Raw genomic sequence first — 15190 nt, 5'->3', positions numbered from 1 at the left:
TGTTTGAAGCGGGAACCTCCCACCTATAATGAAAGCAATCTTTCGTCTTTATGTAAGGAAGTTCCTATTTAAATGTAAAGCAGCTATTGAGATAATCACCTGAACTTTTGCATTACAGCAGTAACTGGTTTTCTACTCTTGTTCAGTCAAATATTTCACAAATAAAACTCTATCTTGGTCTGGCCCATCATAGTCTTTATTTACCCATATATCATCAACCTTTTTATCTCCTTCTTCAATAGCAAATCCCATTTTGGTATGAAAAGCAATCGAACCTTTATTAACAGGAGATGTTATACAGCGAACAATATTTCTTCCGTTCTGCTGAGCCACTTTGAAAAATTGATTGTATAAATGTTTACCTAGGCTACACTTTCTATGGTCAGGGCTAACACCAACAAAATGTATATATGCTTCATTTGGATGAGATTGGGAAAGAAAACCTATTAAGAAACCAATAAGATTTCCGTCCTTTTCAGCTACGAAACTTGTGTTTGTGAAATGGTCGAAAAATAGTTTTAGTAACTTATCAGCCATATTTCTTCCACCCCACCACTCATTAATTAATGGAGAAACCAAATAATAATCAGAGCCTTTCACTTTGTGAATTTCCAATTTTCATCCTCCTTGTTGCCATTCTTTTCCGCAATGTTATCATTAAAATGATGTGCATTCAAATAATCATTTTCTATATTATTTGTCGTTAAAGATAGAGTTTCTAAAGATCTTCTCTGCCTTAGATGAACTTCCAAAAGGATATAAAATCATAGCGAAAAGGTTACTTGATAAAAGATGATTAAAAACAGCTGACTACCAAAATGGAGTCAGCTGTTAAAAATTATTCTTATAAATACTCTGATGCTATTTTCGCAATTAACGTTTTAGGTAATAGTACGGGAAGTGAACTACCTTGTATTGCTTCCTCTTTATGTCGTTCATTATATCCCATACAACTTAAAACAATTAAAGATGCACCTTTTTCCTTTAGTTTTTTAGCCGCTTGTTCTACATCGCTTTTCGCATATGGAGATGCTACTTCAACGAATACCGGGAAGTTCTTCCATCTTTGAAGCATCTTCTCTTTTTGTTCCTCTAATGGGATGATCAGACCAAGTGTACCTAACTGAAGTGTAGCGGCTACAATATTTTTTAATATCGCATCTGGAAAAATCATCGTTTTATTTGAAGATAATGCTTGTAGCTCACCAGTGCATAAAACAATGATGATGGAAGCTTCTTTTTCCAATTCGTTTATTTCCTTTTGTAATAAAGGAAGGATTTTAGATTTACCCATTTTCACAGAGCTTCCATCTCTTAATCTAGAAATATATACAGTATCCCCTTCGTCTGGGTACACATTAGCAATTTCTTGCTCTGTAAGTCGATCTAGTCCACCAGCTTCTTTAATACAAACATCATCGCCTAAAATTGCTTGAAAGGATGGAACAATATCTGTGCGAGGAGATTGTCCTATTGTTAAAACGCCAATGGTCTTTTTTATCATTCCATTCACCCCTTTATTCTACATTATTTAAGATTGATTATTAATCTATGATTTTTTTATTAATAATTGGTTCAATTACTCGTAGCAGTTTTTCATTAAACATCGTTGAACTTAGCTTTAAATTTTCTTTAAGCACATTAATAACAGTAACATCCATGCCTTCTTTTATTTCCGCGCTTACAAGTGGATTACCTGTCTTCGTATCAAAAGTCATGATTAAATCTGGAAAACTCCCTACTCTTTCTCCAGCTATTTCTGCAGTCATATACTCATTCCATATTGTTAGCTCTAAATCATCAATGTAAAGTACTCCTACATCAAACCCACCGGATTTACTTAATTCATAGCTTGTGATTTTTCCAGAACGAAGTACCTCACCATTTAAAAATTGAGCAGATGCTCGTATACGTTCTATACCAGGTTCAGCAGCGAAAAATGCTTCTCCAAGTCCAATAGCTTGGGTAATTCCTCCAAGAGCAGCATGTTCTTTTATATATTTAACTTGTACAGGGTTACGACATACTCCAACTGTGCCACCAGCTTGTACCGACATTTGTCTCGTTATCGAGGAAGCTGAGTTTAAAGTAGCTTTTATCGTTCCTTCTACTTCTCTTTCCCCTTTTCCTCCTGCAAAAGTTTGAATAGAAGTATATCCTTCTATTTCAGATAAATTTAGTGAGCCCATTGTTCCTGTAGGATGTGCTCGCCCGTTGCATGGAGCGTCCAATAAAGGTAATCCCGTTGCAGCACTTTGAATCCAGCCGTTCACTGTGCCGTTTGCGCCATTTTCATTTGTCATAATTGCTTTAATAGGTTTATCAAACTCTTGCTGCATTCTTCTAATGGTACGAACAAGTTGTTCACTATCTACATAGCTCTCTTCCGCTGAAGGCGCACCTACAGATGAAACACAAACTACATAATCATCATCTGCCAATTCATCAATTGTGACCAATTCCACCTGTCCAAGGTCAAAAGCAAGCTTTGATCTTTCTAAGCCTCTTTGGATCCAGCCACCACCACCCCCACCTAGTATACAACCACCATATACCGCTTTTTTTGCAATCTCAGCTACTAATTTTTTTCTTGACATGCACTCACACCTCTTTTAAGTAATTCCTTCACTGTCTTTTAAAATAATGTCTAAAAACTTGTAGTAGGTACAATCATATCGAGCACCTACTACATTTTTTCTATTTAATTTCCGCATTCCATAAAGGCATCAATATCGGTCTATCCATAATTGTTAAACCTTCTACATTATTACGTGCTGCTAATAATACTGGGACAGAACCAAACTGGGTTAACGGCAAATACTCATTCCAAGCATAACCTTGTAATTCATCCCAAAGCGCTTTACCTTCTTCTAGCGAATCAGCTTCCGTAATGGATTTCATTAATTCTGGTATTTTTTGATCATCTAACCAACCAGACCAATTCGGATTCAATGAAACTAATTGTGAAGGTGTTGTCGCAAAGTTTAATCCTGCTGTTGATAAATGCCATTCATCTGGATTATCACGTACCTCTAAATGCGATGCCCAGTCATATACTTCAAGTTTTACATTCATCCCTAATTGTTTTAATTGCTCTTGAACAACAACGGCAATGTCGTAATGGTACTGAATATCACGACTTGTCAGCAACTTTATTTCTTCTCCATCGTAACCAGCTTCTTTTATTAATTGTTTTGCTTTTTCTTGATCATTTTGATTATAAGCTTCTTTTCCTTCTTCACTATACCAATTCTTAACATTTTCATTAATATAACTTGAATTCATTTTATAAAGCTCTTCATAAGCGAATGCACTTAGCATAATATCATCTACATTTAAACCAATATTCACTGCTTCACGCATCTTAATATCTTTAAATGGACCTGTTTTCTTATTATAAACAAGATTCATTGTTCCAAAATACGCACTATAAATATCAATATTTGGATCATTCTTTATGATTTCATAATTGTTAAATCCAATGCTCGTTCCTGCAATATCAAATTCTCCAGATTGTAATCCTGCTAATAAAGTTGATGTATCTTTGGTGATATAGAAATAAATATCATCTACAAGCGCTTCTTTTTTACCAGATAAACCATCTGCTGGGGCATCTACAGCGGCATAATCTTCAAATGCACTTAAATGAATATATTGATCCTGCTTCCATTCCTCAAATTTAAATGGTCCAGTCCCAATAAATTCACTTACAAATTCTTCCCCTGCCTCTTCTATAATTTCCTTAGGCATAATTGCTGGAGCATAATCTTGTCCAGCTAATAATTCTAACGTGTCCAGTCTACTTTTTTCTAAATTTAACACAACCGTATACTCATCTGTCGCTTCAAATGTAGCAGTATCCAAATTTTCTCTAGCAATTGGAGATTTTTCTTTCCAACGATTCATAGATGCTAAAACATCCTCTGAAGTCATTTCCTTACCATTATGAAACTTTACCCCTTCTCTCAATTTAAAGGTATAAACTTTTCCATCTTCGCTTTCATCTACTGATTCAGCTAGCATCGTCACTGGCTGGTAATCAGCGTTCAATGTAATTAGCGTTTCATAGACGTTCACACTTGTATCTCGAACAATTGATTCTGAAGTCATATGTGGATCAAAAGTAGAAGGTTGTTGAATAATAGCAACTTTAAGTTGATTATCCTCATTACCATTCTCCTTATTTGAATCAGATTTATCTTCCCCACATGCTGCTAAAATTAATAATACTAATATGACTAAAACACTGCTTAATCTTTTCATGTTGTCCTCCTCAATATGTAATAAGTTTTTTCATGATTTCCTTAGATGTTAAAGTGTCTCCTCTCCCTATGCTTCTCGCCAACTGTTTGTATGCGTTTTTCATTTATTTTCCCATATTTTTAAAAAAATCATTTATATCTTTAGATTTGATTAATAGTCATTTTTCTGATATTTCATGGCAATAAATATTACTATTTAGAAAACAGTCGACATCCCCTTTCATATATTATCACGAAATATTTCGTTGCACAAAATATTCCATCTCCTAATTAAACAAGATAAAAAAGCAGGAAACCCTTTAGAGTCCCCTGCTACAACATATTAATCATCTATATCAATGTCTAATACTAAAATTTCTCCTGTGTAAGCATCAATCTCAATTTCCGCTTCTTCATTTCCATTCACAATCTCAATTTCATAAATTAAGCGACCGTCATCTCTATCCAATTCCATGCTAACTAATGTGCCTGGAAATTCGCTTTTCGCAATTTCAATTGCTTTTTCTTCGTTAATTACTGTGTTTTCTTGTTGATTATTTTGTTTATTTTCATTTTGCTTTTGTTCCGTTTGATTTTTTTCATCATTTGTTGATTTTTCTTTAGTAGAGTCATTTTTTCTGTCATCTGATTGATTTTCTTTCGTGTAGACTGTTTTCTCTTTAAGCTTTAATACTTCTCCACTATTACCATCTAAAGTTAAATCATATTCTTTTCCATTACTGATTACTTCTACTTCATAAACTACTTTATTAAGCTCTTTATCCAATTCAATTTCTGTAATTTCACCTGGATATTGGCTTAACACCATTTCTCTAATTTTATCTGTTGTTAATTCTGGTGCTTGTTGTGATGCATCAGATGTATAAATCCAAAAACCTAATATTCCTGCAAAAAGTAATGCTCCAATTCCAATTCCTAATTTCTTATTCATTTTATTTCCTCCTCGTTTCTTGTTAGATAGAAAAGTATAAGAATTGCGCAAATTAATTCTTATTCAGAACTAGCCATGTCTAGCTCCGAGCGCCAAAAACTATGAGATTTCCCGTCACGCCCTACGATAAGTCAACATCGATTTTGTTTTATAAGGAAGCCCGACTAAAACCAGGCTAAAGCCTAACGTCGGATACCCCTAAAGGGGCATGTTTCCTTTATCTCGGTTGTGCCACTCCAATCTCTACGTTTTTCGACGCACAGGACGTGCTAGTGCAGGCGTTGTGACAGGACGTCACGTTTTTAGCCTGTAAGGACGCTCTGCGCTTTTCTTTCTTACTTATATAATATCCGGCGTAAATGAAGAACACCTGTGAGGAAAATGAGAATTTGCTGAGAAAAACATTAATCTTCTTTCAGTATTGGAAATTCTACAATGAATGTAGAGCCTTCCCCTTCTTTACTATGCAAAATTAAACGACCACCATGAAGCTCTGTAATTGATTTGGCAATAGCTAAACCAAGACCTGTACCACCCGTATCTCGACTTCTAGCTTTATCAATACGATAAAAGCGCTCGAATATTTTAGCTTGTTCTGCTTTTGGTATCCCTTGTCCTAAATCTGTTACGCTTAATTGAGCTTTTTGTGCACTTTTAGTAACCTCAACAGTAACATCTTGCTTACTATATTTTAAGGCATTATCCACTAAAATATAAATAACTTGCTGCAACTGATCTTCATTTCCTTGAATGAAGATATTTTCTTCTTTGCAATGGAACACGATATTTCGATCATAGGCACCTTGAAAAGTGCTAATCGTATGACGGCTTAAATGCGCTAGATCAACAATTTCATGAGAGGAATCTTGCTGATTTTTAGCCAGTAATAGCATCTGTTCCACTAGCTTTTGCATCCGATCCGCTTCTGAATCGATTGCCTGTACTGCTTCATTAAAAATTTCTGGATTATCCTTTCCTCGCCTTGCTAGTAATTGGGCATAGCTTTTCACAATAGATATCGGTGTTTTTAATTCATGAGAAGCATCTGAGACAAATACCTCCTGCTTCTCGTAATTCTCTTTTAAGTGTTCAATCATTTCATTAAATGTTTTTTCCATCTCATATAATTCATCTTTTGATCGATTTTGCAAATGAATTTTTTTCCAGTTTGCTTCTTGTGTATTATCCTTCATTGTATGAATAAAAGTCTTAATTGGCTGTAATAAGAATCTACTTAAAAATATGCCTCCAATAATCATTGGAATAATAATGACAATAGACGCTACTAAGAATACATAGAAAAGTGTTCGCATCGTTTCCTCTAAAGCTCCCAAGCTTTTGCTTAACTGAAGAGATACAACTGTTCCATCATCCCAAATAATTGGCTTCTTTATTACTACTGTTCTGGGTTCACCACTTTGCTTAACCACCTCATGTGATTCTGCATCAGAAAATTCTCCTGGTATTGAGCGATATTTTGCATCCTTTGTTATTATAGTAATCAGTTTGCTCGTATCAGCCTCATATACACGAATCATCCCTTCTTCCGGCAAAAATGCTCGAAGCAAATCATCATAGGGAATATCTGGATTTTCGGCTAAGGTTTCTACAATTTGATTAGTTTGGCCCTTTAATTCTCCAACCTCATTATCAATAGATATTTTATAGAACAGAGAATAGACAGCTGTATTAATCAATACCACTAAAATCAACATAAATAAACTAGTGAATAATTGAATTTTCGTCTGTAGCTTCATTCGCCTTGATCCTTTATCGTATATCCAACTCCGCGAACCGTTACAATATATGCTTCATCAAAATCTTTATCAATTTTTTGGCGCAAATATCGGATATAGACATCGACAATGTTGGTATCCCCAACATAATCATAACCCCAAACATTTTCAATTAATTGTTCTCGAGTCAACACGAGATTTTTATTTTTCAATAAGTATACAAGTAAATCAAATTCACGCGGTGTGAGGTCAATTAATTTATCTACTCTAGATACCTCCCGGCGTCCAATATTAACCTGGAGATCACCAACTACTAGCTCTTCTTCTCCACTAGCAATCTGTACATTTTGACGTAAATGTACACGAACTCTTGCTAATAATTCTTCTATTTGGAAGGGCTTTGTCACATAATCATTTGCTCCTAGATCAAGCCCACTCACTTTATCGTATATTTGATCTCTTGCTGTTAACAAGATAACAGGTGTATGCTGATTTATTCTTCTAAAACGACGCAAAACCTCTAGTCCACTTAAACCTGGAAGCATAATATCTAATAACACAAGATCCCATTCTTTCTCTTCCATTAGTCTAAAAGCATCCAATCCGTTATCAGCAATTTCTGTTTGATAATCTTCATAGCCAAGCTCAATTTGTAACACCCTGCTCAGCTTGCTTTCATCTTCAACAATTAATATCATTGGTTGTGTCATCATTTCACCTACTTTAGTAAGCCTTTTTATGTACTATATCAGAAAATAGCGTTAAAGTAATAATTAGAATGCAATAAAAAGTAAAGGGGATGATTTATTTGTTTGCTTTAGATCATATCGTAATTGCAACAATTGACCCTCAGAAATCTGCAGAAGCTTTTAGTAAAAAATATCAGGTTACTTCAATGCCTGGTGGAAAACATGAAAATTGGGGAACATACAATTATTTAGCATACTTTAAAAACAACTGTTATATAGAATGGCTAGGGATTTACGATACTGATAAGGCGAAGGTGGCAACAAACCCACTTGTTACTCAATTGATGAAAACATTAGAAAAGCATGATGAACTGCCTTATCAAATTGCATTACGTACTACCATATTACATGAGCATGCTGAACATCTAACTAAACATAATATTCCAACAGTAGGCCCTCTAGATGGCAGCAGAAGAAAACCAAATGGAGATTTATTAACTTGGAGTATGCTATTTCCAAAAGCAGAGGATGATTCCTTCCATCCTTTTATCATGCAATGGGGTAACACAATCAATCTGCCAGATCAAAAAGATCAAATAAATAACCAGGAAATTACTTCTGTGATTTTACCTGAAAATCTTCAACAAGCATTAGCAGATATCTACCGTTTAACATCTGAAAATGATTCCATTCCTTTAGAAAATTGTAAACTTACATTTGCTGATATATTTAATCAAGTGCAATTCAAAATGGACTGAGAGTTTTTCTTCTCAGTCCATTTAACTTTATCTATTTCTTTCTTCGTGCACGAAATACACCAATAATTGCAGGTAAGACAGAAATAAAAATAATTAATAATAATACAGTAGTAAAGTTTTCTTTAACAATTGGAATATTGCCAAAGAAGTAACCTAATAAAGTACAAATGAACACCCATAAAAATGCTCCAACAACATTATAGAAAAGAAAATAACTATAATTCATTCGACTTGCCCCTGCAACAAATGGAATAAAGGTTCGAACAAATGGCATGAAACGTGCTATAACGATAGTAAATCCTCCATATTTATTAAAGAATCGTTGTGCTACTGCCATTCGATCACGATTAATATATTTTCCGATAAAGCTATCCTCTGGAATAGACATGCCAACTTTTTTACCAATATGGTAATTTACTGTATCTCCGATAATTGCTCCACTAACAAAAAAGATTAGCAAAGAAACGATGTTAAAAGCTCCTATTGCAGCAAGTGCGCCACTTGCAAATAATAAAGAATCTCCAGGTAAGAAGGGCATAATTACAATGCCTGTCTCTATAAAAATAATCGCAAACAAAACAGCATATGACCAGCCACCAAATTTCTGAATTATTTCTACTAAGTGCTCGTCAATATGTAGTATAAAATCAATTAATCCCATTATAATTGACATATTTCCTCTCTCTTTCTCCTCAAACTTGCTTGTTTATTTTGACATGCTTTATCGAAAAACATTTCTAGCCTGTAGCATTCTAACAATACTCAAGTGAATCTTTATACATCCCATCTCAAGATTTCTTTTCTATTATATCTTTTTAAATAGCAGAATTAGAACACTTATGAGTTTTTGTAACATATTTTTATTATTAGCTCACCGAAATACATATAGTGCGAATGATTGTGTTAGAAATGTATTTTAGCTTATAGCTGATTTTTTCTTTAGTTTGGCTTCCGTTGGATAACGAAAAAGAATTGTAAACTTTTTCCTTCCATTATTTTCATAACTTCTATCTCATGCTATATTAAAATAAATTTTAAACTATATTAGGAGGATTATCATGCTAGAAAATTCTATTTCTATCCCAAAGGCATTTGAAGAATTTCGTACAATAATTGAAGATACAATTCGTCCTGTTATACAGATTGATACAACAGAAAAAGAAACAACATTATTTGAGAGTAAATTTGCTGGGAATCCATATTTTCCTAAGCAAATGGAATACCCCAAAAGTGACAGCGGAACCCCATTAACACTACTAGCACAAATTAATTTTGCTGAAGTTCCTGCACATATCCCTAATCTTCCTGAAAAAGGGATATTACAATTCTATCTTGATGCCCATGATGATTTAATCGGAATGGATTTTGACAATGGGAAAAATCAAAACGGTTTTCGTGTTATTTATCATGAAAACATTCTGGAAGACGAATCAGAATTAATTCAAGATTTTTCTTTTGTATCTTCACCAGATGATGAAATGTTTTTCCCAGTAGAGAAAGAAATGAAATTATCTTTTGATGTAGACTCAGAAGCACTTACAACATCTGACTATCGTCGAGAAGAAAAGTATGCACCAATATTTGAATTTATTGAGGAAAAAGAAGACTTAGAGGATTTATTCTATGATTCCTTTGCAGGTACTGGACATAAAATAGGCGGGTACCCTTTCTTTACACAGGAAGATCCACGTACATATGGTGATTATACAGATGCAGATATATTATTACTGCAAGTTGATAGCATTGGTGAGCATATTTTATGGGGAGATTCCGGTGTTGGTAATTTCTTTATTTCGAAAAAGGATTTAGAGAATAAAGATTTTAGTAAGGTTCTTTATAATTGGGATTGTTATTAATCAATATATAAATACTTAGAAGAGGTATTACCAACGAAATAGGTAATACCTCTTCTAAGTATTTATGGCTCCATAAACTCTAACTCTGGCAACCATTGCGACATATGCTCTTTGATTTCATTATATAAATTCGCTGCATCTGGCAATTCCGCATCTGTTAATTGATACATTGGCAATACTTTATATTTATAACCACTGTGTGCCGTTACAAAAGTTGGCATAAACTGTGGCTCGATAAGCTCAATGGTTTCCTCATCTTCAATAATCGTCTGTTTAAATTTGAATTTTAAAATACCGCCAACTTGTCGATAATATTCTTCTTGTCCAGATAAGAAATTTCCTAGTGAGTAAATAGCAAGTGTTTTATGGCCATCTTTCCCCTCTACCCATTCCATAGGCTGAAGCACATGGGGATGGTGCCCTAAAACAGCATCTACTCCTAGGTCTGCAGCTAATTGGACAAGATCTTTTTGTTCCTGGTTAGGCAGACGTTCATATTCATCTCCAAAATGAAGACTTAAAATTACAATATCAGATTGCTCTTTTGCTTCTGCAATATCTGCCATCATGATTTCCTGATCAATTAAATTTACTAAATAATCTTTACTATCAGGTACTGGAATACCATTTGTACCGTATGTGTATGCTAAAAAGGCAACATCTATTCCTTCTTCTGTTTCGTATACACGCAACGTTTTACGATCTTCTTCATCTCGATAAGAGCCTACATACATCATATTAATTTTATCCCAATGATCAAGTGAATTCATAATTGCCTGCTCACCACGATCTAATGTGTGGTTATTCGCAATGGATACAACATCTACTCCAACTGCTTTTAACGCATCCCCTACTTCTGTTGGACTGTTAAATGCAGGATATGTTGATAGTCCAATTTCTTCTCCACCAATCATTGTCTCTTGATTCGCAAATGTAATCGTTGAATCATTAAGAAAAGGTTCCACATCTTCTAACATTGGAACAAAATCGAATCCATCTTCTGTTCGTGCATCATCATAAACTCGTTCATGGATCAGCATATCTCCAACTGCTGAAATAGTAATTTCATTTTCTATCACTTCTGGCTCAGGTGGCTCAGGTTCTTCTTCTGGCTCTTCCTCAACAGCCTCTTCTTGCTCTGGTTCATTTGCTTGCTCTTCCTCTTGGTCAGTATTTGTCACATTAGAACACCCAACTAAAAATGCTCCAAGCAGCAATATAATAAGTAGTGCAAGACTTTTTCTGTACCTCATTTGACGAGCTCCTTTGTAAAAAGTCGTACGATCACTTTATCCATCGTACAAATTTATTTTCCCACTCCATTTTGGTATCCTCAAAATATTTTTGAGCATCCTATTATTAGTATAACGGGAATCACTATATTATTAAAGAATAGTGAGAGAGGCCTGAAAAATAAAGACAAATATGATATAACTAAAGTTAGTTTATTTTTTATTATTGGAGTGTTCATCATGAAACGATATTTATCTGCTTGTTTAATCGTTATCAGTTTAATCATCATCGTTATTGGATTACGCGCTGAAGTAAGTTGGGGTGGTATTGCTTCTTCGGGAATCGCATTTATTTTACTTATTTTGGCATTATATTTCACTAAATACATATCTAGGAGCAATACGAAAGATTAGCACATAGAACTTTTCTTTTCTTATAAAAAATAAGGCAGTGAAACCAACTTAATGGATTCTCTGCCTTACTATTTTTATTGGCGTTTTAATTTTTTTGCAGCTTTTTCACGTTCATTTTGGTTAAGAATTTTCTTCCGTAAACGGATAGATTCTGGGGTTACTTCACAATACTCATCCTCAGCAATATACTGTAAAGCTTCTTCTAATGACATTTCTTTTGCCTTATTAAGAGTTACTGTATTATCCTTCGTCGAAGAACGAACATTTGTTAAATGTTTTTCTCTCGTAATATTTACTGTCAAATCATTATCACGATTATGCTCTCCAACTATCATTCCAGCATAGACTTCTGTTCCAGGTTCAACAAAAATTGTTCCTCTATCCTCAAGATGGACAATCCCATAAGTTGTTGCCTTCCCATTATCTAAGCTCACAAGTACACCTTCACGACGACCGCCAATTTGTCCTTTAACAACTGGATCATAGCTTTCGAAGCTATGATTAAGAATCCCATACCCACGTGTTTGTGATAAGAATTCTGTTGTATATCCTAGAAGTCCTCGAGATGGAACTTTAAATATAAGTCGTACTTGTCCATTTCCCTGAGTGATCATATCTAACATTTCACCTTTACGAGCTCCTAAAGACTTCATGACTGCACCAGTGTATTCATCTGGCACATCTACTTGCACACGCTCAAAAGGTTCACATTGTACACCATCTACTTCTTTAACAATTACCTGTGGTTTAGATAACTGTAGTTCATAGCCTTCACGACGCATGTTTTCAATTAAGATCGATAGGTGTAACTCTCCACGTCCAGAAACAATCCATTTATCTGGTGACTCTGTTGATTCTACCTTTAAGCTCACATCTGTTTCTAACTGTGTCATTAAACGTTCTTCAATTTTTCTAGCAGTTAGGTATTTTCCTTCTTTTCCAGCAAATGGGCTATTATTTACAAGAAAGGTCATCTGTAATGTTGGCTCGTCCACACGCAATAATGGTAGTGCATCTGGATGCTCTTTCGGGCAGACTGTTTCTCCAACATTTATATCTTCCATTCCTGCTACTGCAACAATATCTCCTACTTTTGCTTCTTGAATTTCAATACGCTTTAAGCCTAAAAATCCAAATAACTTAGTAATTCGGAATGATTTCTGTGTTCCATCTGCCTTCATCACTACAACCTGCTGACCAACAGACATTTTCCCACGAAATACTCTACCGATTCCAACACGTCCTAAGTATTCATTATAATCCAGCATCGCTACTTGGAATTGTAAAGGCTCTTCACTACGATCTATTGGTGCTGGAATATGTTCAATAATGGTATTAAAAATCGGATCCATCGAATCCTCTTCTAACTCATCTGGCTCTAGTCCAGACATTCCATTAAGTGCAGATGCGTAAATCACTTGGAAATCGATTTGTTCATCGTCTGCACCAAGTTCAATAAATAACTCCAATACTTCATCCACTACTTCTAAAGGTCGTGCATTAGGTCTGTCTATTTTATTAACAACGACAACAGGCTTTAGCTTCTGCTCCAACGCTTTTTGTAAAACGAAACGTGTCTGTGGCATTGTACCTTCAAAAGCATCGACAACAAGCAGTACTCCATCCACCATTTTTAAAATTCGTTCTACTTCTCCACCGAAATCTGCATGTCCTGGTGTATCTAAAATATTAATAAATGTATCTTGATATTTAATTGCCGTATTTTTTGCAAGAATTGTTATTCCACGCTCTTTTTCTATCGCATCCGAATCCATTGCGCGATCACTTACTTGTTCATGATCTCGGAAAGTCCCCGAATATTTTAAAAGCTGATCTACTAATGTTGTTTTCCCATGGTCAACGTGGGCAATAATTGCTATATTACGAACATCGTTTCTTAATTGCATAAAAGTTTACGCTCCTCTTTTTTAGTCCGGTACCTTTTAAACTAGAAAATTATATCATAATAATGAGCGTATGTATTGATTTTACTTGAAAAAATTCATGATAAATTTTGCGCCGCCTAATTCTGAATTACTTACCTGGATAATTCCACCAGATTGCTCAACAATTGCTCGTGAAATAGCAAGCCCTAATCCTGTCTCTCCATCCTTTCCTTTTACAAAACGATGGAATAAATGTGGAAGGAGATCTTCTGGAATTCCTTCACCATCATCTTCTATGCTTACTGTAATCCCTTGATTCGTTTGCTTAGCAGTAATTTTCACAATTGATTTTGCATAACGAATTCCATTTACAGTTATATTTAAGAGTGCACGAAGGATTTTTTCCTCATCCGCTTTTAGCGTTAAAGGCTCTTCCACTTCTAATTGTAAATCAACATTTGTATCATTGATCAACGGTAATGTTCTATCTCTCACATGATAAATCAACGTATCTAAGCGTACATTACTCATCTCATAATGAGTAGATTCACTATCTAATTTAGCAAGTAAGATCATCTCGTTAATAATTGCTTTAAGGCGTTTTACTTCTGAGACCATTACATTTAATCCTTTTTCCTGGTCATCCTTATCAAAAACACCATCACGAATACCTTCTGCATAGCCCTGTATCGTCATTAGCGGTGTTTTTAATTCATGACTTGCATTTTGGAAAAAGGTTTGCTGACTTTTCATATACCTTTCTAATTCTCGAGCCATATCAAATACACTTTGCTCCACTTCTTTCATTTCTCCCGCTGCCTCAACTCTCTCTATTTCATCAAATTGCCGCTTCTCTATTTTCTTCAATTGTACTTTCAAAAGAGATAATGGCGTTACTAATTTTTTGGTTAAAATATAGCTAAGAAAAATCGCAGCAACGGCACCTATAAAGAACACAATAAGCAAATTTCCAATAAAATTCTTTAACACAGACTGCAAATCTGTTAATGGAGTCAGCAAAATAAGCTCTAATCCACGACTTTCTGGATAGATAAAAATTTTCGATGTTACATATCGATCATTGCCATACTCCCATAATTCCTCAGTTTCTTCAGCAAAGTTATTTCTCCGTTGCAAACCAATAACTGTTTCTGGTGGCATTGTAGACACAAGAACTTGTTCTTGAATCCCATTATATAAAATTAATTGTAAATTTTGTTCTTCAATAAAGTCACTGAATTGCTGAACATCATTACGATCTTGATTTAATATATTTACTAATAGCTCACCTTTTTGTACAAGTTGTCGTTTCTCATCTTGAATAAGTAAGTCTAATATTAATGAATAAATTAAATACCCCGTCACAGTTAATGTCAAAATAAGCAGTGAAGTAAATGCAATATTAAGCTGGTATTGAAGTTTCATT

Annotated in this window: 14 protein-coding genes; 3 read left to right on the top strand and 11 right to left on the bottom strand. The window is 34.6% G+C overall.

Going from position 1 to position 15190, the window contains the following annotated elements; all coding sequences use genetic code 11:
• Positions 1-132: 132 nt before the first annotated feature.
• The 7 genes from AB4Y30_RS02870 to AB4Y30_RS02840 form a co-directional block, all read right to left on the bottom strand.
• Complete coding sequence (locus AB4Y30_RS02870) at positions 133-615, bottom strand: GNAT family N-acetyltransferase (RefSeq protein ID WP_368654010.1); 483 nt, start codon at positions 613-615, stop codon at positions 133-135.
• A gap of 229 nt (positions 616-844) precedes the next feature.
• Entirely contained in the window at positions 845-1504 is a 660-nt protein-coding gene (locus tag AB4Y30_RS02865; RefSeq protein WP_368654009.1) for an AroM family protein, read from the bottom strand.
• 40 nt (positions 1505-1544) lie between these two features.
• Positions 1545-2597, bottom strand: coding sequence for a DUF917 domain-containing protein (locus AB4Y30_RS02860; protein WP_368654008.1), 1053 nt, complete (start codon positions 2595-2597; stop codon positions 1545-1547).
• A gap of 100 nt (positions 2598-2697) precedes the next feature.
• Entirely contained in the window at positions 2698-4263 is a 1566-nt protein-coding gene (locus AB4Y30_RS02855) for an ABC transporter substrate-binding protein (RefSeq protein ID WP_368654007.1), read from the bottom strand.
• 321 nt (positions 4264-4584) lie between these two features.
• Complete coding sequence (locus AB4Y30_RS02850) at positions 4585-5193, bottom strand: PepSY domain-containing protein (protein WP_368654006.1); 609 nt, start codon at positions 5191-5193, stop codon at positions 4585-4587.
• A 404-nt stretch (positions 5194-5597) separates the two neighbouring features.
• Entirely contained in the window at positions 5598-6950 is a 1353-nt protein-coding gene (locus AB4Y30_RS02845; RefSeq protein ID WP_368654005.1) for an ATP-binding protein, read from the bottom strand.
• Complete coding sequence (locus tag AB4Y30_RS02840; protein ID WP_368654004.1) at positions 6947-7639, bottom strand: response regulator transcription factor; 693 nt, start codon at positions 7637-7639, stop codon at positions 6947-6949. The genes AB4Y30_RS02845 and AB4Y30_RS02840 overlap by 4 nt, the downstream gene beginning before the upstream one ends.
• 98 nt (positions 7640-7737) lie before the next feature.
• Between AB4Y30_RS02840 and AB4Y30_RS02835 the strand changes: the two genes are divergently transcribed.
• Positions 7738-8376 (top strand): VOC family protein, encoded by a 639-nt coding sequence (locus tag AB4Y30_RS02835; RefSeq protein ID WP_368654003.1) that lies wholly within the window; start codon positions 7738-7740, stop codon positions 8374-8376.
• Positions 8377-8407: 31 nt separating this feature from the next.
• Here the strand turns inward: AB4Y30_RS02835 and AB4Y30_RS02830 are convergent, their stop codons facing one another.
• On the bottom strand, positions 8408-9049 hold the full coding sequence (locus tag AB4Y30_RS02830; protein WP_368654002.1) for a VTT domain-containing protein: 642 nt from the start codon (positions 9047-9049) through the stop codon (positions 8408-8410).
• 385 nt (positions 9050-9434) lie between these two features.
• Between AB4Y30_RS02830 and AB4Y30_RS02825 the strand changes: the two genes are divergently transcribed.
• Positions 9435-10232 carry a YwqG family protein gene (locus tag AB4Y30_RS02825; RefSeq protein ID WP_368654001.1) on the top strand — a complete coding sequence of 266 codons (798 nt, stop codon included), beginning with the start codon at positions 9435-9437 and terminating at the stop codon, positions 10230-10232.
• Between the two features lie 62 nt (positions 10233-10294).
• On the opposite strand, the gene AB4Y30_RS02820 is transcribed toward AB4Y30_RS02825, so the two are convergent.
• The gene (locus AB4Y30_RS02820) at positions 10295-11485 is read right to left on the bottom strand and encodes a CapA family protein (protein ID WP_368654000.1); all 1191 of its coding nucleotides are present in this window, start codon (positions 11483-11485) and stop codon (positions 10295-10297) included.
• A gap of 219 nt (positions 11486-11704) precedes the next feature.
• Here AB4Y30_RS02820 and AB4Y30_RS02815 point away from each other — a divergent pair, with 219 nt between their 5' ends.
• Positions 11705-11878, top strand: coding sequence for a hypothetical protein (locus AB4Y30_RS02815; RefSeq protein WP_368653999.1), 174 nt, complete (start codon positions 11705-11707; stop codon positions 11876-11878).
• A 74-nt stretch (positions 11879-11952) separates the two neighbouring features.
• On the opposite strand, the gene typA is transcribed toward AB4Y30_RS02815, so the two are convergent.
• Together typA and AB4Y30_RS02805 are read right to left on the bottom strand one after the other, a co-directional pair.
• Positions 11953-13785: a translational GTPase TypA gene (typA, locus tag AB4Y30_RS02810; RefSeq protein ID WP_368653998.1), complete on the bottom strand. Its 1833-nt coding sequence runs from the start codon at positions 13783-13785 to the stop codon at positions 11953-11955.
• A gap of 81 nt (positions 13786-13866) precedes the next feature.
• Positions 13867-15189 (bottom strand): sensor histidine kinase, encoded by a 1323-nt coding sequence (locus tag AB4Y30_RS02805; protein ID WP_368653997.1) that lies wholly within the window; start codon positions 15187-15189, stop codon positions 13867-13869.
• Position 15190 lies beyond the last annotated feature (1 nt).

The organism is Ornithinibacillus sp. 4-3, from assembly GCF_040958695.1.
In the GTDB taxonomy this organism is placed as follows: Bacteria; Bacillota; Bacilli; order Bacillales; family Amphibacillaceae; genus CALAMD01.
The sequence above is the reverse complement of the archived record's forward strand: the minus strand, read 5'-3'. Positions and strand labels throughout refer to the sequence as shown.